The 24,583-nt window shown below is 70.9% G+C and carries 23 protein-coding genes; 7 read left to right on the forward strand and 16 right to left on the reverse strand.

Going from position 1 to position 24,583, the window contains the following annotated elements; genetic code table 11:
* Positions 1-58: 58 nt before the first annotated feature.
* On the reverse strand, positions 59-1,138 hold the full coding sequence (locus KBO27_RS21360; protein WP_210971650.1) for a glycoside hydrolase family 172 protein: 1,080 nt from the start codon (positions 1,136-1,138) through the stop codon (positions 59-61).
* Between the two features lie 76 nt (positions 1,139-1,214).
* Positions 1,215-2,237, reverse strand: coding sequence for a beta/alpha barrel domain-containing protein (locus tag KBO27_RS21365; RefSeq protein ID WP_307870534.1), 1,023 nt, complete (start codon positions 2,235-2,237; stop codon positions 1,215-1,217).
* A 177-nt stretch (positions 2,238-2,414) separates the two neighbouring features.
* On the opposite strand from KBO27_RS21365, the gene KBO27_RS21370 reads away from it, so the two are divergent.
* From KBO27_RS21370 to KBO27_RS21380, 3 genes are all read left to right on the forward strand, one after another.
* Positions 2,415-3,170, forward strand: coding sequence for a DeoR/GlpR family DNA-binding transcription regulator (locus tag KBO27_RS21370; protein ID WP_210971651.1), 756 nt, complete (start codon positions 2,415-2,417; stop codon positions 3,168-3,170).
* Complete coding sequence (locus KBO27_RS21375) at positions 3,163-4,332, forward strand: MFS transporter (protein WP_210971652.1); 1,170 nt, start codon at positions 3,163-3,165, stop codon at positions 4,330-4,332. The genes KBO27_RS21370 and KBO27_RS21375 overlap by 8 nt, the downstream gene beginning before the upstream one ends.
* Positions 4,333-4,595: 263 nt before the next feature.
* Positions 4,596-4,970 carry an FKBP-type peptidyl-prolyl cis-trans isomerase gene (locus KBO27_RS21380; protein WP_132679555.1) on the forward strand — a complete coding sequence of 125 codons (375 nt, stop codon included), beginning with the start codon at positions 4,596-4,598 and terminating at the stop codon, positions 4,968-4,970.
* A 138-nt stretch (positions 4,971-5,108) separates the two neighbouring features.
* On the opposite strand, the gene KBO27_RS21385 is transcribed toward KBO27_RS21380, so the two are convergent.
* The 13 genes from KBO27_RS21385 to ggt form a co-directional block, all read right to left on the reverse strand.
* The gene (locus KBO27_RS21385; protein WP_210971653.1) at positions 5,109-5,546 is read right to left on the reverse strand and encodes a PH domain-containing protein; all 438 of its coding nucleotides are present in this window, start codon (positions 5,544-5,546) and stop codon (positions 5,109-5,111) included.
* Entirely contained in the window at positions 5,543-6,043 is a 501-nt protein-coding gene (gene ribH / locus KBO27_RS21390; RefSeq protein ID WP_210971654.1) for a 6,7-dimethyl-8-ribityllumazine synthase, read from the reverse strand. The genes KBO27_RS21385 and ribH overlap by 4 nt, the downstream gene beginning before the upstream one ends.
* Positions 6,044-6,149: 106 nt before the next feature.
* A complete protein-coding gene (locus KBO27_RS21395; RefSeq protein ID WP_210971655.1) occupies positions 6,150-7,448 on the reverse strand; it encodes a bifunctional 3,4-dihydroxy-2-butanone-4-phosphate synthase/GTP cyclohydrolase II in 1,299 nt (432 codons plus the stop codon).
* A complete protein-coding gene (locus tag KBO27_RS21400) occupies positions 7,445-8,104 on the reverse strand; it encodes a riboflavin synthase (RefSeq protein ID WP_210971656.1) in 660 nt (219 codons plus the stop codon). The genes KBO27_RS21395 and KBO27_RS21400 overlap by 4 nt, the downstream gene beginning before the upstream one ends.
* Positions 8,105-8,141: 37 nt before the next feature.
* Complete coding sequence (gene ribD / locus KBO27_RS21405; protein ID WP_210971657.1) at positions 8,142-9,161, reverse strand: bifunctional diaminohydroxyphosphoribosylaminopyrimidine deaminase/5-amino-6-(5-phosphoribosylamino)uracil reductase RibD; 1,020 nt, start codon at positions 9,159-9,161, stop codon at positions 8,142-8,144.
* Positions 9,162-9,195: 34 nt separating this feature from the next.
* The gene (rpe, locus tag KBO27_RS21410) at positions 9,196-9,876 is read right to left on the reverse strand and encodes a ribulose-phosphate 3-epimerase (RefSeq protein WP_210971750.1); all 681 of its coding nucleotides are present in this window, start codon (positions 9,874-9,876) and stop codon (positions 9,196-9,198) included.
* A gap of 114 nt (positions 9,877-9,990) precedes the next feature.
* On the reverse strand, positions 9,991-11,376 hold the full coding sequence (locus tag KBO27_RS21415) for an amino acid permease (RefSeq protein ID WP_210971658.1): 1,386 nt from the start codon (positions 11,374-11,376) through the stop codon (positions 9,991-9,993).
* Between the two features lie 118 nt (positions 11,377-11,494).
* Entirely contained in the window at positions 11,495-11,902 is a 408-nt protein-coding gene (locus KBO27_RS21420) for an OsmC family protein (protein WP_210971659.1), read from the reverse strand.
* A gap of 106 nt (positions 11,903-12,008) precedes the next feature.
* Positions 12,009-12,461, reverse strand: coding sequence for a nucleoside deaminase (locus KBO27_RS21425; protein ID WP_210971660.1), 453 nt, complete (start codon positions 12,459-12,461; stop codon positions 12,009-12,011).
* Positions 12,462-12,493: 32 nt separating this feature from the next.
* Positions 12,494-13,903, reverse strand: coding sequence for an RsmB/NOP family class I SAM-dependent RNA methyltransferase (locus tag KBO27_RS21430; RefSeq protein ID WP_210971661.1), 1,410 nt, complete (start codon positions 13,901-13,903; stop codon positions 12,494-12,496).
* A complete protein-coding gene (gene fmt / locus KBO27_RS21435; RefSeq protein ID WP_210971662.1) occupies positions 13,900-14,823 on the reverse strand; it encodes a methionyl-tRNA formyltransferase in 924 nt (307 codons plus the stop codon). The genes KBO27_RS21430 and fmt overlap by 4 nt, the downstream gene beginning before the upstream one ends.
* 2 nt (positions 14,824-14,825) lie before the next feature.
* Positions 14,826-15,371, reverse strand: coding sequence for a peptide deformylase (def, locus tag KBO27_RS21440; RefSeq protein WP_132622537.1), 546 nt, complete (start codon positions 15,369-15,371; stop codon positions 14,826-14,828).
* A gap of 278 nt (positions 15,372-15,649) precedes the next feature.
* Complete coding sequence (gene ggt, locus KBO27_RS21445) at positions 15,650-17,425, reverse strand: gamma-glutamyltransferase (protein ID WP_210971663.1); 1,776 nt, start codon at positions 17,423-17,425, stop codon at positions 15,650-15,652.
* 336 nt (positions 17,426-17,761) lie between these two features.
* Between ggt and KBO27_RS21450 the strand changes: the two genes are divergently transcribed.
* Positions 17,762-18,979 carry a cytochrome P450 family protein gene (locus tag KBO27_RS21450; RefSeq protein ID WP_210971664.1) on the forward strand — a complete coding sequence of 406 codons (1,218 nt, stop codon included), beginning with the start codon at positions 17,762-17,764 and terminating at the stop codon, positions 18,977-18,979.
* A 51-nt stretch (positions 18,980-19,030) separates the two neighbouring features.
* On the opposite strand, the gene KBO27_RS21455 is transcribed toward KBO27_RS21450, so the two are convergent.
* Positions 19,031-20,614 carry a putative glycoside hydrolase gene (locus KBO27_RS21455; RefSeq protein WP_210971665.1) on the reverse strand — a complete coding sequence of 528 codons (1,584 nt, stop codon included), beginning with the start codon at positions 20,612-20,614 and terminating at the stop codon, positions 19,031-19,033.
* A 176-nt stretch (positions 20,615-20,790) separates the two neighbouring features.
* Between KBO27_RS21455 and KBO27_RS21460 the strand changes: the two genes are divergently transcribed.
* The 3 genes from KBO27_RS21460 (at position 20,791) to KBO27_RS21470 (ending at position 24,579) form a co-directional block, all read left to right on the forward strand.
* Entirely contained in the window at positions 20,791-21,810 is a 1,020-nt protein-coding gene (locus tag KBO27_RS21460) for a polysaccharide deacetylase family protein (RefSeq protein WP_210971666.1), read from the forward strand.
* A 217-nt stretch (positions 21,811-22,027) separates the two neighbouring features.
* Positions 22,028-24,202: a sensor histidine kinase gene (locus tag KBO27_RS21465; RefSeq protein ID WP_210971667.1), complete on the forward strand. Its 2,175-nt coding sequence runs from the start codon at positions 22,028-22,030 to the stop codon at positions 24,200-24,202.
* Positions 24,199-24,579 carry a roadblock/LC7 domain-containing protein gene (locus tag KBO27_RS21470; protein WP_210971668.1) on the forward strand — a complete coding sequence of 127 codons (381 nt, stop codon included), beginning with the start codon at positions 24,199-24,201 and terminating at the stop codon, positions 24,577-24,579. The genes KBO27_RS21465 and KBO27_RS21470 overlap by 4 nt, the downstream gene beginning before the upstream one ends.
* Positions 24,580-24,583: the final 4 nt, after the last annotated feature.

Here is a 24,583-nt window from a genome sequence, read left to right on the forward strand (position 1 = left end):
GGTTTCGGACTCGAATTTCGCGCGAAATTCGAAGAGAACGTCCCGGGTCGGGTGACGGTCAGAGGGGGCGCGGGAGGCGTTCCTCCACCGGGGCGAGGGTGACCGGGAGCGCCGGGAGGGTCTGGTACCAGTAGGCCGTCGAGGAGACGTCGTCCGAGCGCTTGTTGGCGTGACCGTGCTCGATGGTGGCCTTGATGGAGCGGTCGAAGACGATCGGGTCCTCGACGTGGAAGCGGTAGTAGGAGACCTGGCCGCTCCAGTTCTCGCCGCCGGGCATCGTGATCCCGTGGTAGGGCCCGTGGAACTCCTGGTTCGGGCACCACGCGGTGTTGAAGTAGTCCTCGGTCCCGGTGCCGTGCAGGCGGGGCGGCCAGGGTTCTCCGTCGATGAAGAACATGTCGTCGCCCTCGCCGTACCAGTTCCACTCCGTGGTCTCGCGCAGGTTGTGCACGTTGAGCACGGTGCCGACGTAGTGCCCGCGCCCTTCGGCCTCCAGCATCACGAAGTTGCCCGCGCCGTCGGTGTTGTGGCCGCCGAAGAGGAACTCCTCGTTGGTCTGATCGCCCTGCGGGACGCCGTCGGTGGGGTTCTGCCGCCGCCACTGGGCGTGGAAGTAGGCCAGTTCCGGGTCGGCTTCGCCGTAGCTCTCGTAGTCGACGTAGAAGTAGAACGTCACGGGCTTGACGCTCATCTCGCTGATCAGCTCGACGCGGGCGCGGCCGGCGAAGGGCATCGCGAACCAGCAGTTGAAGCCCTTGCCGTCCTGCGGGCTCATCTGCAGCGGTGCGGAGCTGAAGTTGACGCTGTGGGCGTGGCCGACGCCGAAGAAGTCGCCCAGCGGCACCAGGACGGCCGGGTGCGGCTGGTCGTCCCAGGTGATGCGCAGGACGAGCCGCCGCAGGTAGTCGGCTTCCAGCTCGACGGGTTCACCGGCGTGGTCGAGCGCGACGGTGCACCAGATGTGAGTGATCACCCCGGGCCCGGTGATGTCGGCGAGCAGCCGCGTCTCACCGGGCATGACGCGCACGTTGTCCTGGTTGCCGCCGGAGGTGTCCCAGCTGGACACCCTGCCGCGGCGCGTGGCGCGCAGCCGCGGCAGGTCCCTCAGACTGCTCCCGAAATCCCCGTAACCGGCCACAACGGCCTCCCCAGTTGGCAGACGACAGTGTCGATCATCACTGTCTACCATCTCGGGCCGCCCGGCCGGCCTCGTTTCACCGAGCCGGTGGCGTGTAGTTCTCGATGCGTCGCAACAGGTTCCGGATGCGGGCGCCGTAGATCGGCGAGAGGGCGTAGCCCGGGTAGCTGGCGAACCAGCTGGCGCTGCCGAGGCTGACGGCGTCGGCGCCGGCCCAGAAGTACTCGCGGCAGTCGTCGAAGCTGCGGATGCCGCCGGTGGCGATGATCGGCAGCGTCACGTCGGCGTCGCGCAGCTCCTTGACCACCCGCAGGCCGATCGGCTTGATCGCGCGGCCGGACAGCCCGCCGAAGCCGTTCTTGAGCAGCGGGGTGCCGGTCTCCGGGTCCAGGCGCAGGCCCTTGACGGTGTTGATCGCGGTCAGCGCGGACACGCCGTGCTTGGCGGCGAGGCGGGCGTGGCCGATGTAGTCGTAGTCGGGCGAGAGCTTGAGGATGACCGGGTGGTTGCTGCGCGGCACGGCCTCGGCCAGCACCGATTCGATGATCTTGTTGAAGTCGAAGTTGACGTTGTGGCAGGAGACGTTGAACTCCAGCGCCGCGATCTCGCCGACCGGCACGGCGGCGTTGACCTTGTCGACCAGGGTCACGAACTCCTCGGTGGAGAAGCCGCCGACCGACATGATCGTGTTCTGCGCCCGGGTGCGGGGGTAGTAGTCGCGCAGGTAGGCGTCGATGCCGACGTTGCACCAGCCGAAGGCGTTGAGCCAGCCGCCGTCGACCTGCCGCAGCGCCTGCCCGTAGCGCTTGAGCAGCCCGGGCAGCTCCCGCAGCTCCCAGTCGTCCTTGGTGGTGAAGTGGCCTTCGCGCGGTTCGACGGTGACCGTGCGGGTGGTGACGGCGCCGAAGCGCTCCAGCGGAACGAAGTTCGAGATGGGGCTCATGCCGTAGGCCATGACCTTGGCGTTGGCCACGCCGTAGCCGAGCAGGCTGGACGAGGTGACCAGGCGGTTGCGCAGCCTGATGTCACCGAGCCGCACACCGGGTTCGGCGCTGTCATCTCGCACCAACCGAAGGTTGCGCTCCTGGGCCAAGCTCACGATCTCCTCCTGCGGCACCCCGGTCGGCCTCGTGGACCGACGAACGGCCGCGGCCCGTGTGCCGGCGACCGACCACCGTCCATTGTCCCCCACGACCGGCGATGCCCCCATGCGGGTTCGCACACAGTTCCCCGAGGGCGTTTGCGTTTCGAACGCAGATCATGTTCGATTGAACACGTGGAGAGTTCAGAACGAAGCCAGATCATCATCGAACGGCTTCGCCAGGCCGAACGGGTGACGGTCGCCGAACTGGCGGCGGCCACCAGCTGCTCGGAGATGACCATCCGCCGCGACCTCGACCAGCTCGCCGAGCAGGGCGTGCTGCGGCGGGTGCGCGGCGGCGCGGTGAGCTTCCTGCGCGGCCAGTCCGCTCCGTTCTCGCTGCGGGAGCGCGACTCGGTGGAGGTCAAGCGCAGGTTGGCCGCCGAGGTGGAGTCGCTGATCGCCGACGGCGAGTCGGTCATCCTCGACACCGGCTCCACGACCCTGGAGGTCGCGCGACAGCTGGCCGAGCGCCGGGTCACCGCGATCCCGCTGGACATGCACGCGGCCAACGCCCTGGCCAACGCCGCCGAGGTCGACCTGCTGCTGCCGGGCGGCCGGGCGAAACCGGGTGAGCTGTCCTTCGTCGGCCACCTGACCGAGACATCGCTGCGCGCGCTGCGGGTCGACACCACCGTGCTCGGGGTGTGCGGCCTGTCGGCGGAGCGCGGCTTGACCGCGCACGACCTGGAGGAGGTTCCGATCAAGAACGCGGCAGCGGACGCGGCGCAACGCGTCATCGCGGTGTGCCACGGCGCCAAGTTCGCCCGCACCGGACTGGGTTTCGTGTGCCCGGTGACGAGCCTGGACGTGGTGGTGACCGATCGCAGCGCACCCACCGAGATGCTCGCGGAGCTGGAGGCGGCCGGAGTGGAGGTCCGCGTTGTCTGACACGCTCTCCGCTCCCGCCGATTCCGACCGCCGCGCTCGCTGGGGAGTGATCGGCTACTTCGTGGCCACGGGTGCGGCGCTGGGCACCTGGACCTCGCGGATCCCGGCGATCAAGCAGGACCTGGGGCTCGACGACGGCCAGGTGACGGTGGCGCTGTTCGCGATCGCCGTGGGGTCGGTGCTGGCCATGCAGGTCGTCGGGCACCTCGCCGACCGCTACGGCAGCGCCCGCGTGCTCGGGCCCGCCGGTCTGGCGATGGCCGCGAGCCTGCTGGTGCCGGGTTACGCGGGTTCGCTGCCGGTGCTGGTGGGCGGCCTGGTGCTGTTCGGCGCCGGGCACGGCGTGGTGGACGTGGCGATGAACGCGCACGCGATGCAGGTGCAGCGGCGCTACTCGCGGCCCATCGTGATCACCTTCCACGCGCTGTTCAGCGTCGGCGGTCTGATCGGCTCCGGCGTCGGGGCGGTGGCCGCGCAGCTGAGCACGCCGGTGTCGCTGCACTTCACGCTGGCGGCGATCGCCCTGGCGGTGCTGGTGGAGACCTCGCGCCGGCGGCTGCTGCCCGCCGAACCGCAGGAGGCGGCCGAGCGGAGCCGCGCTCGCGGCATGTCGCCGGCGATCCTGCTGCTGGGGGTCCTGGCGTTCAGCTGCTCGCTGGGCGAGGGGTCGATGGCCGACTGGTCACCGCTGTACCTGCACGACGAGCTGCGGACGAGCCCGGCGATCGCGGCGATCGGCTACGCGGTGTTCTCCACGATGATGGCGATCTGCCGCTTCCTCGGCGACCACCTGGTGGCCCGCTTCGGCCCGGTCGTCCTGGTCCGCACCTGCGGTCTGATCGCGGGTGTCGGCATGGGCGCGGGACTGCTGGCGCACCACCCGGTGGCGGCGATCATCGGCTTCGCGCTGTTCGGCATCGGCCTGTCCTGCATCATCCCGCAGGTCTTCAGCGCCGCCGGTTCCCGGGACCCGGCCCGCGCGGGCCGCGACCTCGCCCAGGTCAGCACCCTCGGCTACGGCGGTCTGCTGGCGGGCCCGGTCGTCATCGGCGTCATCACCCACTGGACCGACCTCACCACCGCGCTCCTCATCCCGGCGGCGTTGGCCCTCGTCGTGGCCCTCACAGCACCCATCGTCCGCCCCCGTCCCGTTCGGGTATGACCGGATTTCAGTGGAACTCGGGTCCCCGATTCCAGTGGAAATCCGGGTCCAGACTTCCACTGAATTCCGGTCGCCCAGGGGTCCCGACATCCACCAAGCCGGCCAACCCAGGGGGCCCGACCTCCACCAAAGCCCGGTTACCCGGGGGTTCTGATTTCCACTGAAATCCGGTGGCGCCGGGGGTCGGGGTGGGGTGGCGTGCTCTGGGCGTCGGGTGCGACCACAATGGTCGGTGAACGTTTCCGAACTTCTAGGAGCACTTCGTGAGCAACGAGAAGCCCGTCGTCGAGGCACCCACCGGCGAGCCGCCGGCAGACCTGGTGATCGAGGACCTCATCGTCGGCGACGGCGCGGAGGCCAAGGTCGGCGACAAGGTGGCCGCGCATTACGTGGGCATTTCGCACAGCACCGGCCAGGAGTTCGACGCCAGCTGGAACCGCGGCACGCCGCTGGAGCTCCAGCTGGGCTCGGGCATGGTCATCGAGGGCTGGGACAAGGGCCTGCAGGGCATGAAGGTCGGCGGCCGCCGTCGCCTGTCCATCCCGCCGCACATGGGTTACGGCCCCCGCGGCGTCCCGGGCGTCATCGCCCCCAACGAGACCCTCATCTTCGTCTGCGACCTCGTCTCCGCAGGCTGACACCCCACCCACCCGGATTACGCCGGTGTTCAGGCACCTGATTACGGCGGTAATCCGGGTTCTTCCGGCACCGGGGCTGGGGTGGACATGAGAAACCCCGGTGGTCCTGGGATCACCGGGGTTTTCTGGGGTTCTGGGTCAGGCGTCGATCGTTCGGCGGAGTTCTCGCAGGCTGCGCATGGCCGTGACCGCGTGGTCGCCGTCGGTGGCCTGGACGGCCATGATCGGCACGTACTCGTCCTCGGGCAGTTCCACCCGCGCCCACGGGGCTCCGTCGGGGAAGGTGACGCCCTGCACCAGCTGCCACGGGATGCGCTGGGTGCCGATGATGTTGCGGATTTCCAGGCCGTCGGCGTCGGCGCGCAGCCGCGGCCTGGTCAGCAGCATCACGCCGGACGCCAGCAGCAGTCCGAGCACGCCCATCGCGATCTGGTCGGAGAGGTTGAACACCACACCGGTCGGGGTGTTCCGCAGCAGCGTTCCGACCAGCGCGAACACCACGATCAACAGGATCGCGATCGGGATCGCCACCCGGCGCACCTTGCGGGGGCGGACCACCACGGCTTCGGCGCTCACAGGAACCCCCTGTCGCCGTCCACGCCGCCGCGCAGCTCGCGCAGCACGAGCGCGGTCTCCAGCGCCGCCGCGGTGGCTTCGAAGCCCTTGTCCTCGACCGAGTCGGCGAACCCGGCGCGGGCCTCGGCCTGCTCCAGGGTGTCGCAGGTCAGCACGCCGTTGCCGACCGCCGTGGACTCGTCCAGCGACACCCGGGTCAGACCCTGGGTGACCGAGTCGCACACGTACTCGAAGTGCGGGGTGCCGCCGCGGATGACCACGCCCAGCGCGACCACGGCGTCGTGCGAGTGCGCGAGCTGCTGGCACACCACCGGCAGCTCCACCGAGCCCGGCACGCGGACCACGGTCGGCTCGGCGATGCCGGCTTGCCTGGCCGCCTCCACCGCGCGGTCGAGCATCTGGTCCACCAGCCGCTCGTGCCAGCGGATCGCCGCGATGGCCACCGTCAGCTCGCCCGCCTCGGGCACGCTGATCCGCGGCCTTCCTTCCCCACTCATTGCCTGTCCCGCCTCACTGTTCCACCTCTCCGCGCCCCTCAGCGCGGCCGGGCTGCTGCACGGTCCCCTGAGGTGCGGTTCTCGAGAGCTGCTGCTCCGGCGAAGCTCACGCCGTCACGCCGGTGTCACCGCTGATCGAGGAGTCCTCGCCGTCGTCCAGATTGTCCAATACGTGGCCCATGCGGTCGCGCTTGGTCCGCAGGTAGCGGATGTTCTCCGGGTTCGGGCGGATCGGCAGCGGCACGCGGTCGACGATCCGCAGGCCGTAGCCCTCCAGACCGATCCGCTTGGCGGGGTTGTTGGTCAGCAGCCGCATCGACTTGATGCCCAGGTCGCACAGGATCTGCGCGCCCTGGCCGTAGTCGCGGCTGTCCACCGGCAGGTCCAGCGCGACGTTGGCGTCGACGGTGTCGGCGCCGTCGTCCTGCAGCTGGTACGCCTGCAGCTTGTGGATCAGCCCGATGCCGCGTCCCTCATGGCCGCGCATGTAGAGCACCACGCCTCGCCCGGCCGCGGCGACCTTCTCCATCGCGGCGTCCAGCTGCGGGCCGCAGTCGCAGCGCAGCGAGCCGATGACGTCGCCGGTCAGGCACTCGGAGTGCACCCGGACCAGGATGTTCTCGCCGTCGCCGATGTCGCCGTAGACCATCGCCAGGTGCTCGATGCCGTCGAGCGTGCTGTCGTAGCCGACGGTCCGGAAGGTGCCGTGCACGGTGGGGATGCGGGCCTCGGCGACGCGCACCACCTGCTTCTCGAAGCGGCGGCGGTAGGTGATCAGGTCGGCGATGGTGATCAGCGCGAGGTCGTGCTCGTCGGCGAAGACCTCCAGCTCGTCGCGGCGCGCCATGTCGCCCTCGGACTTCTGGCTGACGATCTCGCACAGCGCGCCCGCCGGACGCAGCCCGGCCAGCCGCGACAGGTCCACCGACGCCTCGGTGTGCCCGGGACGGCGCAGCACGCCGCCCTCGCGGGCGCGCAGCGGCACCACGTGGCCCGGACGCGTGAGGTCCTTCGGGGTGGCTTCGGCGTCGGCGAGCACGCGCAGCGTCTTGGCGCGGTCGGCCGCGGAGATGCCGGTGGTCACGCCCTCGGCTGCGTCCACCGTGACCGCGTAGGCCGTGCCCTTGCGGTCCTGGTTGGAGTGGTACATCGGCGGCAGGTCGAGGCGGTCGCAGTCCTCGGCGGGCATGCCGACGCAGATGTAGCCCGACGTGTAGCGGACCATGAAGGCCACCAGCTCCGGCGTCGCCTTCTCGGCGGCGAAGATCAGGTCGCCCTCGTTCTCGCGGTCCTCGTCGTCGACGACGATCACCGGCTTGCCGGCCGCGATATCGGCCAACGCCCGCTCGATGGTGTCGAACTTCTTCGTGCTCACCGTTTCCGAAACCTCGTCCTCGGGGTTCATCGCGCCTCCCTGATGCCGCCATTGTCCCCCGTCACCGCGGGTGCACCATGGTCGTGCCCGGCCAGCTGAGCTGCGGAGAGCCGTTCCAGGTGCTTGGCCAGCACATCCACCTCGATGTTCACTTCGTCACCTGCGGCGCGTCGGCCGAGGGTGGTCAGCTCCTCGGTGGTGGGGATCAGCGCGACGGAGAACCGCGCGGGCTCGCCGTCGGCGATCTCGGCGACGGTCAGGGACACGCCGTCGACGGTGATCGAACCCTTCTCCACCAGGTAGTGCGCGAGGTGCCCGGGCAGGTCGAAGGAGGTCAGCCCGGTGGCCTCGTCGGTGTCGCGCAGCACGGCGGTGCCGTCCACGTGACCCTGCACGATGTGCCCGCCCAGGCGCTCCCCCAGCGCCATGGCGCGTTCGAGGTTGACCCGCTCGCCTGCGGCGATGTGCTTGAGCGAGGAGCGGCGCAGCGTCTCGGAGACCACGTCGACGGTGAACGCGCCGCCCTCGGTGGTGACCACGGTGAGACAGACGCCGTTGACCGCGATCGAATCGCCGTGCTTGGCGTCCTGGGTGACCACCGGACCACTGATGGTCAGCCGCGAGCCGTCCTCAAGGGGCTCCACGGTCTCGATGGTGCCGAGTTCCTCGACGATCCCGGTGAACACTGCTGCCTCCTGCCTGCCCTTGCGGGTCGCACCGGACTCAGTCCTGGGGGACCGCGCTGATCCGGACGTCCGGGCCACTCATCGTCGTCTCTTCGATCCGCAACCGCCATGCCTGCGAGATGCTTCCCACGCCCGCACTTCCCAGCGCGGCGGGCCCGGCTCCCAGCAGGGCCGGTGCGACGTAGGCCAGCACCCGGTCGACCAGGCCGGCTTCCCAGAAGGCGCCCGCCAGGGTCGGCCCGCCTTCCAGCAGCACGTCGACCACTCCGCGTCCGGCCAGTTCGGCCAGCGCCGCGGCGGGGTCGCCGCCGGGCAGCCGGAGGGTCTCGGCGGCGTCGTCGAGGACGCGCGCCCCCGGTGGGATCTCGCGGTCGCCGATGACCACCCGCAGCGGTTGCCGGTCCAGCAGGTTCCCGTCCGGGTCGCGGGCGGTGAGCTGCGCGTCGTCGGCGAGGATCGTGCCGGTGCCCGCGATGATGGCGTCCATCGCCGCGCGCACCCGGTGCACCTCGGCCCGCGACTGGGCCGAGCTGATCCACTTGCTGGTGCCGTCCGCGGCCGCTGAACGTCCGTCCAATGTGGCCGCGTACTTCCAGGTTACATGGGGCCGTCCGGTGTGGACGAAGTGCAACCAGGCCCGCAGCGGACCTTTCGCGACCTCGTCGGCGAGCAGACCACTGTGGACGTCGACCCCGGCGCTCCGCAGCACCTCGGCCCCGCCGGAGGCCGAGGGGTTCGGGTCGGAGGCGGCGTGCACCACGCGGGCCACCCCGGCGGCCTGAAGCGCGTCGGCGCACGGCGGGGTGCGACCGGTGTGCGCGCAGGGTTCGAGGGTCACCACGGCGGTGCCGCCCTCGGCGCGGGCTCCGGCCTCGCGGAGGGCGTTGACCTCGGCGTGCGGGCCGCCGGGCGGGCTGGTCGCGCCGACTCCGGCGACCTCGCCGCGCGCGTCGAGGATCACGCAGCCGACCGGCGGGTTCGGGCTGGTGGTGCCGCGAACCCGCTCGCTGGCCGCGATCGCGGCGCGCATCGCCCGGACTTCGACCTCAGCGGTCATGACGTGCTCCTCGGGCGATGCGCGGCGGTGGTGATCAGGCCCGGGCGTGGGCGAACGCCGGAGCGGCGGTGGCCCGCAGCGCCTCGATGGCCTGGGCGGGGTCCTCGGCGTTGTAGACGGCCGAGCCCGCCACGAAGCAGTCCACGCCGGCTTCGGCGGCCTGCTCGATGGTCTCGGCGTTGATGCCGCCGTCGATCTCGACGAGCAGCTTCAGGTGCCCGGTGTCGACCAGCCGGCGGGCCTTGCGGGCCTTGTCCAGCACCTCGGCCATGAACTTCTGGCCGCCGAAGCCCGGCTCCACCGACATCACCAGCAGGGTGTCGTAGTGCTTGAGGACCTCGACGTAGTCGTCGAAGTTCGTGCCCGGCTTGATCGCGAGACCGGCCTTGGCACCCGCGGCGCGCAGGTCCTTGGCGAGGTTGACCGGGTCGTGGGCGGCCTCGACGTGCACGGTGACGTTGTGCGCGCCGGCCTCGGCGTAGCCCGGCGCCCACCGGTCCGGGTCGTCGATCATCAGGTGGCAGTCGATCGGGATGTCGGTGGTCTTGAGGATCGACTCCACGACGGGCAGGCCCAGCGTGAGGTTCGGGACGAAGTGCGCGTCCATCACGTCGACGTGGAGCCAGTCGGCCCGCTTGCCGGGTTCTCCGCCCACGGCGGAGATCTCTTCGGCGAGCCGGGCGAAGTCTGCGGAGAGGATGGAAGGCGCGATCATCGGCTGGTTCGACACATGCGCGAGTTTAAATCCCGCGCGGCCGGGCCGACCCCACGCCCTCCTCCGATGGCGGCCTCCCCGTCACGAGTGGTCGCCGGGGCCCACCTTTCTCGGTCAAGCCGCCTTCCTCCGGTTGATCGCGTAGTAGGCGATGCACAGGATCAGCAGGAACGGCACGCCCGCCTTCCACGCGGTGTTGAACTGCTCGGTGAACGGGGTCGTGAGCAGCACCGCGGCGACGAACAGCATCGCCAGCACGGTGGTCACCGGGGCGCCCGGCAGCCGGACCGGCGAGGGCTCCAGGCCCTGGGCGGCACGGCGACGGCGGAACACCAGGTGCGCGGCGAAGATCATCAGCCACACCACGAGCGCCGCGAACAGCGCCAGACCGATGAGCAGCGGGAACGCGCTCTCCTCGGTGAACACCGCCAGCGCTGCGGCCAGCGCCAGGCCCGCCGCCGAGAGCACCAGCGCGCGGCGCGGGACGCCGTTGGCGCTGACCCCGGCGAACCACCGGGGGGCGTAGCCGTCGAGCGCGAGCGAGTGCGTCATGCGGGCGGTCAGGTACAGGTTGGTGTTCATCGCCGACAGCGCCGCGGTGAGCACCACGAAGTTCATGATCCCGGCCGCCGCGGGGATGCCGACCATGCTGAACAGGCGCACGAACGGGCTCTGCGTGACGTCCTCGGACGAGGAGATCTGGTCCCAGGGCAGGATCGAGACGACCACGAGCATGCCCATCACGTAGAACAGCGCGAGCCGCAGCACGGTGCTGCGCGCGGCACGCGGGACGTCGCGGGCGGGGTCGCGGGACTCGGCGGCGGTCATCGACACCGCCTCGGTGCCCAGGTAGGAGAAGGTGACCACGGTCAGCGCGAGCCACACCGCGCCGAGCCCGTTGGGCAGGAATCCGCCGTGCTCGGTCAGCGCCCCGACTCCGGCGGGCGCCTGCCCGGGCAGGCCGAAGACGATGTAGACGATGCCGAGCACCACGAACACGACGATGGTGACGACCTTGATCATGGCGAACCAGTACTCGAACTCGCCGAAGAAGCGCACGGCGGCGAGGTTGATCGCCAGCATCACCACGGAGAAGCCCACGACAGGGACCCACAGCGGCAGCTGCGGGTACCAGAACTGCAGGTAGAGGCCGGCGGCGATGACCTCGCTGCCGATGTTGACCACCTGCGCGGCCCAGTAGATCCAGCGCGAGATGAAGCCCGGCAGGCCACCGAGGTATTCGCGGATGACCGCGCCGAAACCACCGGCTTCGGGGTGCACCACGATCATCTCGGCCAGCGCGTAGGCCAGGGCGAGCGCGGCGAAGGCGGCCACGGCGTAGGCGATGATCACCGCGGGTCCGGCGATGGAGATCGCCAGGCCGGATCCTAGGAACAGCCCCGTCCCGATGGCGCCACCGATGGCGATCATGCCGACCTGGCGCCCGGAGAGAGCCCGGCGCAACCCGGACACCTGGGCCGGTGCGGTGTCGTCTACCACCTGAACTGCCTCCTGCTCGTCGCCGACCTGTTCGGACGTCCGAGCACCTTACGACGCGCTGCCGATCTCCGGTCCCGAGGTTGCCGAAGCGTTGCCTACGACTCCCCCGGAACCCTCATCAGCGCGGGAGGGTCAGGTTGATCGGGGTGGACTCCTCCACCGAGCGGCTGACGGTGCAGTACTTCTCGATCGCGCGCTGAACGGCGTCCAGGAGCTTGTCTCGGTTCTCGACGCCGTCGAGCTCGGCCTCCAGCGCGACCTGGATCTCGGCGAACTTGTGCTCGTCCTCGGGGTTCTTGGTCCGGTCGGCCCGCGCGACCAGCCGGGCGTCCTCGCCGATCCGCCGGACGAACAGGTTCTCGCTGGTCACCACCGAGCACGCGGCCACGGCGGCGAGCAGCAGCTCACCGGGGGTGAACGCGCCGGGCGCACCGTCGCGGCCCACCGCGACCTCTGCGCCGCGCGAGTTGGTCGCGGTGAACGTGTGCTCGCCGGTGCGGGTCACTTCAACCGGAGTGGAGGACATTCGAACCACCTGTCGTCGGATTGCGGGGCCGCCCAACCTTCGTCGAGCCCGCCTGCCCCGGTCAACCGGACGACGCCGGACGATGTTCCGCCGAGAGACGACGCTCTCACTCCTCGCCGATGTCCTCGTTCCACAGCCGCGGATGAGCGGCGATGAAGTCGGCCATCATGCGGCTGCAGGCGTCGTCGTCGAGGACCACCACGTCCACGCCGTGCTCGGCGAGCCAGTCGTGGCCGCCGTGGAAGTTGCGGGCCTCGCCGATGACGACGCGGCCGATGCCGAACTGCCTGATCAGGCCGCTGCAGTACCAGCAGGGCGAGAGCGTGGTGACCATCGTGGTGCCGCTGTAGGAGCGCTGCCGGCCGGCGTTGCGGAAGGCGGCCGTCTCACCGTGCACCGACGGGTCGTCGTCCTGCACGCGCCGGTTGTGCCCGCGCCCGAGCACCTCCCCGCCCGCACCGATCAGCGCGGCTCCGATGGGGATCCCACCGGTGGCCAGACTCGCTTCGGCCTCCTCGACGGCGACCCTCAACCACTCCCGGTAGTCCACTGCGGACACTCCTTCGCTCGGTGAACTCGTCGTGCGTGGTCTCAGACCCGGAACAGGGCGCAGAACATGGCGTCGGTGCCGTGCTTGTGCGGCCACAGCTGCACGCTCGGCCCGTCCCCGAGGTCGGGCACGTCCGGGAAGTGCTCGCGCGCGTCGAGCTGGGTGACGCCGGTTCGGCGCACGACGTCGGCGACCACGCCGTCGGTCTCGGGCAGGTGCGGCGAGCACACGACGTAGCCGACGATGCCGCCGGGCCGGGTGAGACCGATCGCGGAGATCAGCAGCTCGCGCTGCAGCTTGGTCAGCTCTCCGACGTCGCCGGGCTGACGCCGCCAGCGCGCCTCCGGGCGTCGCCGCAGCGCGCCCAGCCCGGTGCAGGGGGCGTCGACCAGCACGCGGTCGAAACCGGGTTCCAGTCCGGGGTCGCGGCCGTCGCCGGTGTGCACGGTGACCGACAGGCCGTCGGTGGCCTTGCGCACCAGCTCGGCGCGGTGCGGTGCCTGCTCGACCGCGTCGAGGGTGCCGCCGTCGAGGGTGACCAGCGCGCCCAGCAGCGCGGCCTTGCCGCCGGGGCCGGCGCACAGGTCGAGCCAGCGCAGGTCGGAGCCCTCGACCTCGGGGCGGGTGACGGCGAGGCTGGCGAGCTGGCTGCCCTCGTCCTGGACGGCGGCGAAGCCCTCCTGCACCGGTTCGAGGTCGCCCGGGTCTCCGGCACCGGCCTCCAACCGCACGCCGTAGGGCGAGTAGGGCGCGGGGTCGCCGCCGGTGATGGCGGCGAGCTCGTCGGCGCTGATCTCGCCGGGTCGCGCGGTCAGGTGCACGGCCGGGCGGGCGTCATCGGCGGCCAGGGCGTCTTCGAGCTCGTCGAGCCCGAGGGCGTCGGCGAACGCCCGCGCGATCCACTTCGGGTGCGCGTGCTTCATCGCCAGGTGGCCGACGGGGTCCTCGTCCGAGTTCGGGGCGATCTTGTCGACCCACCCCTGCTCGTCCAGCTCGGTCGCGCGCCGCAGCACGGCGTTGGCGAAACCGGACATCTTGGAACCGTTCTCGAACCGCACGATGTCCACAGTGGACGCCACGGCGGCGTGCGCGGGAATCCGGGTGCGCAGGATCTGGTAGACCCCGACGCGCAGCGCGTCCAGCAGCTTCGGGTCCATCTCCGACAGCGGGCGGGTGCTGCACTCGCCGATCACCGCGTCCAGCAGGCCCTTCGCGCGGCAGGCGCCGTAGGTGAGCTCGGTGGCCAGCGCGGCGTCGCGCCCGGAGAGGCGGCGCTGCTTGAGCAGCGGCGGCAGCGCCAGGTTCGCGTAGGCGTCGCGCTCGCGGACCGCGCGCAGCGTCTCCACCGCCACCAGCCGCACCGGGTCGACCTCCACCGGTCGCGGGTTGGGCTTGCGCTGCGGCGGGCGGGCCTTCGACGGGCGGGAGGGCCGTCGGCGGCGTTCAGTCACTGGAGCTTTTCTCCTTGCTCGATGCGTGTTCCGCGCGCCCAGTCGGTGGCGGCCATGCGCTTCTTGCCCGCCGCCTGCACCTCGCCGAGCGCGACGGCGGTGGTGCCGGTGCCGACGAGGACCCGTCGCTTCTCGGCCTTGATCTCGCCCGCGGGCAGCTGCTCGTCGGTGACGGTGACGGGGCCGAGCTTGAACCGCTCCTCCCCCAGCAGCGCCCACGCCCCGGGTTCGGGGGTGACGGCGCGGACGAGCCGGTCGACGGCCGCGGCGGGCGCGGTGAAGTCGACCCGGGCGTCGTCGACGGTGACCTTCGGCGCGTAGCTGACGCCGTCGGTGGGCTGTTCCTCGGCGCGGACGCTGCCGTCCTCGATGCCGTCGAGGGTGGCGGCCAGCAGGCCGGCACCCGAGATCGAGAGTCGTTCCAGCAGTGCACCGGAGGTGTCGGTGCCGCGGATCTGCTCGGTGACCACGCCGAAGACGGGTCCGGCGTCGAGCTCGCGGACGATGCGGAAGGTGCTGGCGCCGGTGATCTCGTCGCCGTGCCGGATCGCGGCCTGCACCGGCGCGGCACCGCGCCACGCGGGCAGCAGCGAGAAGTGCAGGTTGACCCACCCGTGCTCGGGGATCGACAGCGCCTCCTCGCGCAGCAGCGCGCCGTAGGCGACGACCGGGCAGCAGTCGGGGCCGATCTCGCGCAGTCGCGCCAGGAACTCCGGATCGGAGGCCTTCGCGGGGGTGAGCACTTCGATGCCGTGCTCGTCGGCGAGCGCCCCGACGGGCGAGCGCACGAGCTTGCGGCCCCGGCCGGCGGGAGCGTCCGGGCGGGTCACGACGGCGGCGACCTCGTGCCGGTCGGAGTCGATCAGCGCCTGCAGCGCGGGCACGGCGGGCGCGGGGGTTCCGGCGAAGACGACGCGCATCGTCAGCGGCCTCCGAACAGCGGGTGCGGGTTCTGCTTCATGACGGGGACGTCGCCGTCGAACCAGGACGCCTGGCGGATCTCGCGCATCGCCGCCTTGCGCGTCTCCTCGTCGAGGCGGTCGAGGAACAGCACGCCGTCGAGGTGGTCGGTCTCGTGCTGGATGCAGCGCGCGAGCAGGTCGGTTCCCTCGACCTCGATGGGCTCGCCGTGGGCGTTCCAGCCGCGCGCGACGACGTGCTGGGAGCGCAGGCAGTCCCAGGACATCCCGGGGATCGACAGGCAGCCCTCGGGCCCGAGCTGGCCGTCGTCGCCGACGGCGGTCCAGGTGGGGTTGATGAGGTGCCCGGCGAAGCCGTCGCAGTGGTAGGTGAACACGCGCAGGCTCACGCCCAGCTGCGGAGCGGCCAGGCCGGCGCCGCCCTGGTCCTCCATCGTGTCCCAGAGGTCCTTGATGAGGGTGCGCAGCTCCTTGTCGAAGTCGACCACCTCGTCGGCCTTGGTGCGCAGAACGGGGTCGCCGAAGAGTCTGATCGGCTGGACGGTCACCTGGTCTCCCTGAAACGTCGACTACGACCCGATGAGTCTAGTCGCCGCACCCCGCACTCCGCCTCGACCCACCACGGCCAGCCGCAACGCGGTGCACCCCGTTGCGTCCCGTTTCGAATTTCGCGCGAAGTTCGAAGGCTCTCCCCGCGGTCGGGCGTGTAGTGCCTGGTCGGGAAGCTGGGTGTCGAATTTCGCGCGAAATTCGAGTCCGAACCTTGCGACTCGAATTTCGCGCGAAATTCGAAATGGGGGTGATGTCGGGGTGCCGGAGCGTTCCGTCAGGGGGTGGGGACGACGACTCCCGCCGCGCCGCCGCCCCGGCGGTGGGGTTCTGCCGCTGCGAGCCAGCGCCCGTCCGGGAGCAGTTCGACGCCGGTGGCCGCACCGATCTCGTCGGTGGATTCGAACCGGTGCCCGAGGGCTTCGAGCTTCGCCGCCTCGGGCTGGGCCAGGAAGCCGGGCTCGGCGTCGGTGGTGGCGCTGTTGCGCTGCGAGGCCCGGGGCTCGGCGATCGCGTCGACCAGCGACTGCCCCCGGTCCAGCCGTCCGGTGAGCGTCTGCAGCACGGTGGTGATGATCGTCGAACCACCGGGGCTGCCGACCGCGAGCACCGGCTCGCCGTCCCGCAGCACGATCGTCGGGCTCATGGAGCTGCGCGGCCGCTTGCCCGGTCCCGGCAGGTTCGGGTCCGGCACGCCGGGGGTGACCGGGGTGAAGCTGAAGTCGGTGAGCTCGTTGTTGAGCAGGAACCCGCGCCCGGGCACCACGATGCCGCTGCCGCCGGTCTGCTCGATGGTCAGCGTGTAGGACACGATGTCGCCGCTGGCGTCGGCCACGGTCAGGTGCGTGGTGTTGGGGCCCTCGTAGGGCTCGCCGCCGCCCTGACCGCCCTCGCAGCCCTGCGGCGACGCGGGATCACCCGGTGCCGCCGGGGCCGGGAGCACGGCGTCGTCATTGATCAGGCACTCGCGGGAGGCCGCGAACTCGTCGCTGAGCAGTCCTTCGGTGGGCACTTCGGAGAAGGCGGGGTCGCCGACCCACCGGTTGCGGTCGGCGAAGCCGAGCTTGCTCGCCTCCAGGTAGCGGTGCAGGTAGCCGGTCTTGTCGGCGGCGGCGAGGTCACCGCGTTCGAGGATGTTGAGCGCCTCGCCGACGGTGGTGCCGCCGGATCCGGAGGGGGCCATGCCGTAGACGTCGTAGCCCCGGTAGCCGGAGTGCGTGGGCTCGCGGTCGACGACCTCGTAGTCCTCCAGGTCGGAGGCGGTCATCGCGCCCGGCCGGACCTTCAGCCCGGCGGCGGGGTCGACGGGCGGCTGGTTGACGGTGCCGACGATGTCGGCGCCGATGTCGCCGGAGTGCAGCGCCTTCGCGCCTTCGTCCCCGAGCCGCCGGTAGGTGTCGGCGAGGTCGGGGTTGCGGTGCACGCTGCCGACGGTGGGCGGCTGCCCGCCGGGCAGGAACAGCTCGCGCGTGGCGGGGAAGGCGCTGAAGCGCTCCTGGTTGTCGGCGGTCTGGGAGCGGAACGTCTCGTCGACGACGAAGCCCTCGCGCGCCAACCGCTCGGCGGGCCGCAGGACCTCGCCGAGGTCCTGGCTGCCCCACCGCTCCAGGGCGCGCTCCCAGGTCCGCGGGGTGCCGGGCACACCGACGCCGAGCCCGCTGGTGACGGCCTCGTCGAACGGGATCGGCCGACCGTTCTCCAGGAACAGGTCCTCGCGCGCCGACGCGGGTGCGGTCTCGCGTCCGTCGATGGTGTCGACCTCGCCGGTCGCCGAGTCGTAGTGCACGAAGAACCCGCCGCCGCCGATGCCCGCCGAGTACGGCTCGGTGACGCCCAGCGCCGCGGCGGTGGCCACGGCGGCGTCGGCGGCCGTACCGCCCCGGCGCAGCACGTCGAGACCGGCTCGGGTGGCGTCGGGGTCGACGCTGGAGACCGCGCCGCCGACACCGACGGCCTCGGCCTGCTTGGGCGGTTCGGGCGCCGCCTGCGCCACCGGTGTCACCAGCGCGCACACCCCGAGCACGCTCAACCCCACCCGGACACTCGATCGCATCGTCGAGAACCTCCTGCTTTCCTCTGCTGCGCGGAGCGCGCACCTGAACCGCTCGCCGCCCCATGGAATACCTCAAGATCGGTTCCCGGAGCCATGCCGCGCGGCGATTCCGGGAGCAGTTTCCCGCAAAACCCGGCGAACGGACGGTTCGCTTACCCCGACGAGGCGAACGGTCGTCCTCGCGATCCGCGCGGTTCGGGGGACGGGTGGGCGAGCAACACGTCCGAACGGAACGCGAGGTTCACCCCGACGCTGGTCACCGGGCGTCTGACGATCACCCCATGCTGGGTGCGCGCCACCGCGGCGTGCGGCGAAAGACGCGACGGAGCTGACCGAATGCCATGCCCTTATCCGCTCGACCCGACCGGGAGCGAACTGCACGCCGAGGCGGCAGGGCTCAGCGCGCGAGGCCCCGCGACCCGGGTGGTGCTGCCCGGCGAGGTGGAGGCGTGGCTGGTCACCGACCCGGAGGTGTTGCGCTCGCTGTTCGCCGACCCCCGCGTTTCCAAGGACCCGCACCGGCATTGGCCCGGGTACCGCGATCTCCCCGCGGACTGGCCGCTGCACACCTGGGTCTCGATGCGGAACATGTTCAACTCGCACGGCGCCGAGCACCGCAGGCTCCGGGCGCTGATCGCCCCGGCGTTCACCACCCGCCGGATCCGCGGCCTGGGCCCGCACGTCGAGCGGATCACCGGCCGGCTGCTCGACGAGGTCGCCTCCGCGGGGCCGGGTGTCGCGGTCGACCTGCGCGCGCGCTTCGCGAACCCGTTGCCCGTCGCGGTGATCAGCTCGCTGCTCGGCATCACCGATCGCGATTCCCTGGACGAGATGCGCCGGCTCGTGGAGCGGTTCTTCAGCACGACGGCCACGCCGGAGCAGGTGGTGGCCGGGATGGAAACGCTGTACCGGCGGTTCGGCGAGCACGTCTCGTCGTGCCGGCGGAATCCGGGCGACGACCTGACCAGCGACCTGCTGGCGATGCAGGACGAGGACGGCTCGCGCCTGTCGGACGGCGAGCTGACCGACACCCTGATGCTGATGTTCTCGGCGGGCCACGAGACGACCGTGAACCTGCTCGGACACGCCATCGCCGAGCTGCTCACCGAACCTCGGCACCTGGCCGCGATCCGGGCGGGCGAGCTGAGCTGGGACGCCGTCATCGAGGAGACGCTGCGCTGGCAGCCACCGCTGGCGAACCTGCCGCTGCGCTTCGCCATCGAGGACATCGAGCTGCCGGGTGGCGGCGCGATTCGTGCGGGCGAGCCGATCGTGGCGGCTCTGCTGGCGGCCAACCGGCACCCCGCGCACCGCGCCGACGGGGACCTCTTCGACCCGGCCCGCGCTGACACCGCGCACCTCAGCTTCGGTCACGGCCCGCACTTCTGCGTCGGCTCCCAGCTCGCCCGCCTGGAGGCCCGCATCGCGCTGTCGGCGCTGTTCGACCGCTTCCCGCGGCTGACCGCGGCGTTCGGCGAACTGGAGCAGCGACCGTCGTTCATCTCCAACGGCCACGTCGACCTGTTCGCGATCCCCGTCCCGGAAGGGATCTGAGGGCGAGCGGGCCGTTCGCCCGGCGAGACCGGCGCGAACGGCCCGTCCCGGTCAGCCCCTCGGTACCAGTGCCGCGTCGTGGTAGCGGCAGTTCGGCGCCCACAGCAGGAACGAGTTCATCCCGTTGCTGCGCGAGGCGTCGATCTGGGCCGCGACCTCGCCCGGGCCGTAGGACACCCCGAGGCTGAAGTCCTGCAGCCACGGGATGATCTGCACATCGGTCCCCTCCACTGCCTTGCCGAACGCGGCCAGCGAGCGGGCCACGATGTCGTAGGGCTGGCTGTTGGGGTTGCCGACGCCGAACTCACCGGCCGCCCAGTGCGACGGGTAGACCATCGGCGCGATGTAGTCGACGTAGTGCGACATCTGCCGGACGTCCTGGGCGATCTCGGTCGGCCGGTCGACGGCGATGCCGAACACCGATGCGCCCAGCAGCGCGCCGCGCGAGCGGACCTCGGTCTGGGTCTGGCGCAGGAACTCCGCGATGGAGGTCTCCGGTGTGCCGACCAGGTTCGGGATCCGCATCTCCTCCATGTGGCCGTCCGGCCGGCGCACGTAGTCGTAGAGCACGTCGTCGAAGCCGAGCTGGGCCGCTTCGGCGGCGATGTCGACGTTGTACTGGCGCACCACCGGGTCGGCGAAGTTGGTGAACGCGTACTGCCCGTAGCCGCTGGACCAGGGCGAACCGCCCGAGGTCTGCACGACGCGTTCGGGGTGGCCGCTGTTCCAGGAGGCCGCGCCGAGCACCGGGTCCTTGAACGCCACGAGCCTGCCGACGACCCGCACGCCCATGCCGTGCAGCTGGTCGAGCGCCTGGCGCGCGTTGTAGTAGCCCTTGACGGCGCCGATCTGGTGGGCCATCGGGACCGCGGAGTCGTAGACGACCTCGCCGCTCTCGTCCTTGAGGTCGAGCTCGACGGTGTCGATCTTGCCCTGGCGGGCCATCTCCAGGATCGGCTCGCGCAGCGAGTCGCTGGTCCAGGCCATGCCGGTGACGTGCACCGCGCGCATGCCCGGGTGTTTGATGTGGACGGTCATGACCCGTTCGGCCCGGTTGCCCGCCACGTCGGTGGCGACGACCTTGACGTCGCGGTCCGGCTTGTCGACCACGACGCTGAACGCGCCCTGCGGGTCGGTCTTGACCTGCTTGCCCGCGACCTCGACGCGCTCGGCCCCGTGGGCTCTGCCGTTGACGGTCACCGGGCGGTTGGGACCTTCCGGCCGCAGCGAGTCCTCGACCTGGAGGTCCGGCGGCGTGCTGTCCACAGTGAACTCGTGACTCGTGGTGTCTGAACCGAGCCAGGAGATGCTGCGCGGTGCGTCGACGACCAACTCGTGCGGTCCGTCCGGCAGCCCGGCGGGCGCCAGGGCCATACCGCCCGCGACCTGCCGCGCGGCGATTTCCCGGCCATCGACCGTGATCTTGGCGTTGTTCACGCCCTGGATACCGACTTCGGCATTGGTGTTCACCGGCTGATCCAAACCGGTGATCTTCACGTCCTCAGTGGACAGTGTGCGTAACAGGAGGAAACCGAAGAGCAGCACCAGCGCGGTACCGACTCCGATCACGACGTACTTGGGCATTCCGGCGCTGATGGCCTTGATGCGGGCGCGCGCTGAAGCAGCATCCGACATCGGTTTCGCCTCCCCGACTTAGGCGAACTCGCGCGGTGCACGAATTTCCTTGCTGGACAATTGTGTTCCGGCCGCTCCCGGCGTCCGGAAACCCACTGTCGCAGTCGGATCGGGCTAGATCAATTGGCCAGTTGGAGTATCCCGGAACTGGAACCTGATCTATACCGTTGGTTCCGATGTTGCCCTCCAGAACCACGGTTCGCGCCGCCGCGCTCGCGATGTTGCTCGCGTCCGCCGCGTGCAGCGCACCCGCCGCGCCCGCTCCGCCGCCGCCTCCCGCTCCCGCCGCACCGCCCGCTCCCCCACCGCCACCGGACCCCGCATCGGTCGGGGCCAACGAGCTCGGGGACGTCCCGGTGCTGATGTACCACCGCATCACACCCGCTCCGAGCAGCGTGTACGACCGCACTCCCGCCGATTTCCGAGCGGAGCTGGAACGACTCGCCCGCGAGGGTTACGTTCCGGTGACGGCCACCGAGTACGCCACCGGGAAGATCGACATCCCGGCGGGCAAGCACCCCGTGGTGCTGACCTTCGACGACGGTTCGGCCACCCAGTTCACTGTGGACCCGGCGGGGAACCCGGCGCCGGAATCGGCCGTCGGCATCCTGCTCTCGGTGGCTCGGACCAACCCGGGTTTCCGCCCAGTGGCAACGATGTACGTGTTCAATCCGCCGTTCGAGGAGCCCACCGGTCGGCGCAGCCTCACCTGGTTGCACGACAACGGTTTCGAGATCGGCAACCACACGATGAACCACCCCAACCTCGGCCGGGTCTCCTCGGCGGAGGCGCAGCAGGAGATCGCCGGGATGCAGCGCGTCATCACCGACGCCGTCCCGGGACTGCGGGTGGACTCCATCGCGCTGCCGCTGGGCATGCACCCCGACGACGAGCGGCTGGCCTCCGACGGCTCCGCCGACGGGGTCACCTACCACCACACGAGCGTGATGCTGGTGGGCTCGAACCCGGCTCCGTCGCCGTTCACCACCGACTTCGACCCGGCCAACGTCCCGCGCATCCGCTCGCAGGGCCCGGTGGGCGAGGACGCGGGTTACGGCTCGGCGGCCTGGCTCGACAAGCTCGCCGCCGCCCCGGCGTCGCGCTACACCTCCGACGGAGATCCGGCGAAGACCTCGGCACCCCGCTCGGCGAGCGCCCAGCCGGCGCCGGGCGCACCGAACGTCCAGCGCTACTGACACCGCTTCGCGCAGCTGCGACCGGGATCCGCAGCTGCGCGAAGCGGTTGCTCGGTTTGTGGTTCCGCATGCTGATCGTGACCACTGCGTAGCCTGCGTTGGTATGAACGTGTCACGTGCGTTGACACGACTGCCAATCCGCGACACGCAGGGTTGATCAGCTGCTAGCGTCCGTGCACTCATCATCGCCGCTGAAACCGGAGGGGGGTTTCCGCTGGTGACGTCACAGGACGCCGAGACTCATCACCGGACCATCAAGAGGCGTCTTTCGCGCGCGCTCACACTGCCGATCGTGCTGCTGTCGGTCGTGCTGCTGTCCTCGACGGTGCCGCAGGGGGTCGAATCCTTCGTCGTCTGGAGGATCGGGGTCGCGGCCGAGGAGGCCGGTACGTCCGCGATGCGCGGTTTCGATTCGCTCCAGCGCGAACGCGACCTGTCGGTGCGGACCGAGATCCCGCCCGCGGAGTTGGCCGCCGCGCGTGCCGCGACCGACCGCAACATCGACGAGCTCAACGCCACGCTGGACTCCCTGACGGGATACGCGCCGGAACCGATCGCGGAGAAGACCGCGCAGTTCCAGCGCCGCCTGGCCGAACTGCCGCAGCGCCGCCTGCTCGCGCAGGGCAGCGAGCTCAACCGCCGCGCGACCGTCGACTACTTCAACTCCGTGATCGACTCGGGCATCGACCTGTTCGACACCCAGTCCCGCCTCGCCCACGACATCCAGGTCACCCAGGACGGCATCACCGCCACCGAGCTGCTGCGCGCCTCCGACCTGATGCAGCGCGCGGCCATGATCGGCGGGGCCGCGGTGGACTCGGGTCGTTTCGACGCGGGCGAGCACCTGGCGTTCGCCGAGCGGGTGTTCACCTACCGCAGCCGGATCCGGGCCGAGAGCGCCCATTCCGCGCCGCAGGTGCAGCAGCGCTACCGCGAGCTGACGCGAACCGGGGCCTGGGAGCGGCTCACCGCGGTGGAGGACCAGCTGATCGCGGCCGGCGCGGATGCGGTGCACCCGATGTCACCGCAGCAGCAGCGGGCCTGGCACACCGACGTCAGCACCGTGGGCCGCGAGCTCAACGCGATGTCGATGGCCCAGTCCGACCACGCGATCACGCTGGGCATGACGCAGAGCTACGCGAAGTTCGTCTGGACGATCCTGGTGGTGCTGGTCGCGGTCGCGGTGACCGCGGGCTGCTGGTGGTACTCGTGGCGCAACATCGGGGTCACCGAGCAGGTGCTGGCGCGGCTGGCCCGGCTGCGCGACGCGGTGCTGCACCGCACCAACGACCTGCTGCCGCCGATCCTGGAGCGCGCCCGGGAGGGCAAGCGCGTCGACGTGGACGGCGAGCTGGGCAAGCTGGACTTCGGTCGCGACGAGATCGGCCAGGTCGCCGACGCGATGGAGGTCTCGCAGCGCGCCACCATCGACGCCACGATCAACGAGGCCGGGACGCACGCGGCGTTCCGCAGCGCCATCGCCGCGATCGCCAGCGGGCAGCAGACGCTCATCCAGCAGGCGATCGTGCTCATCGACGCCGCCGAGCACGACGAGCAGGATCCGGCCAAGCTGCGGCGGTTGCTGCAGGTCGACAGCACGGTCACGCGGCTGCGGCGCAAGATCGAGAACCTGCGGGTGCTCTCCGGTGACCGTCCCGGTCGCCGCTGGCGCGACCCGGTGCCGCTGGGCAAGCTCGTGCAGTCGGCGATCGGCGAGACCGAGCACTACACGCGGATCAACGTCCGCGCGGTGCCCGCGGTGGCGGTCAAGGGTCCGGCGGTCACCGACACGATCCGGGTGCTGGCGGAGCTGATGGACAACGCCACCCGCTTCTCGCCGCCGAACTCGCCGGTGGTGGTGCGGGTGGAGCGCACCGACGACCGCGTGCTGGTGGAGATCGAGGACCGCGGTCTGGGCATGAAGGAACCCGACCGCGAGCGCATCAACCGAACCCTCGCCGCGCCACCGGATTTCACCGCGACGTCGGTGCAGGACGACGTGCGGCTCGGTCTCGTCGTGGTGAGCAGGCTCGCGCAGCGGCGGGGCATCGCCGTCAGCCTGCACCCCGGTGACGGTTCGGGCACGCGCGCCTCGGTGGCGCTGCCCGGCGACATCATCGCCGAGCACGTGTCCGCGAAGCGCGAGCGCAGCGCCGAGACGACGATCCGGATGCGCCGCCGACCCCACAGCACCTCGACGGTGTCCGAACCGGACTCGCCGGGCGGCCTGCCGCAGCGCAAGCGCGGCACGACGCTCGCGCGGCTCAAGGGCAGACCGGGCGAATCCTCCACGGAGGAAGCGGTTTCCGAGGATGAAGACCAGTCGTCCGGGGCGGTAGCGTTCATGAACCAGATCCGACGCGCCCGCGCCGAGCAGGAGGGACGTTCGTGAACAGCGACAACCTGAGCTGGTTGCTCGAAGATTTCCGCCGGCAGGTTCCCGACGTCCGGGGCCTCATCTTGTTCTCGGCCGACGGTCTGCCCACCTCGTTCTCCGGCATGCCCGAGGACGAGGCCGATGCGCTGGCCGCGCTGGGGGCCTCGATCAACAGCATGGTGGCCGGCGCGAGCGCGCACACCGGTTCCGGCGGTGTGCGGAGCACCCTGATCGAGAGCGACGAGGCGTTCCTGATGCTCAGCCAGGCCGCGGAGCGCACCGGCCTGCTGGTCGTCGTCCCGGCGAGCGCGGACCTCGAACTGGCGGCCACGGCCGTCGAGCAGCTGGTCTCGCGGGTGGGTTCGCACCTGGCCACCCCGGCGCGGCGGTGACCGG

It is taken from the genome of Saccharopolyspora endophytica, assembly GCF_018070075.1.
Lineage (GTDB): Bacteria > Actinomycetota > Actinomycetes > Mycobacteriales > Pseudonocardiaceae > Saccharopolyspora > Saccharopolyspora endophytica.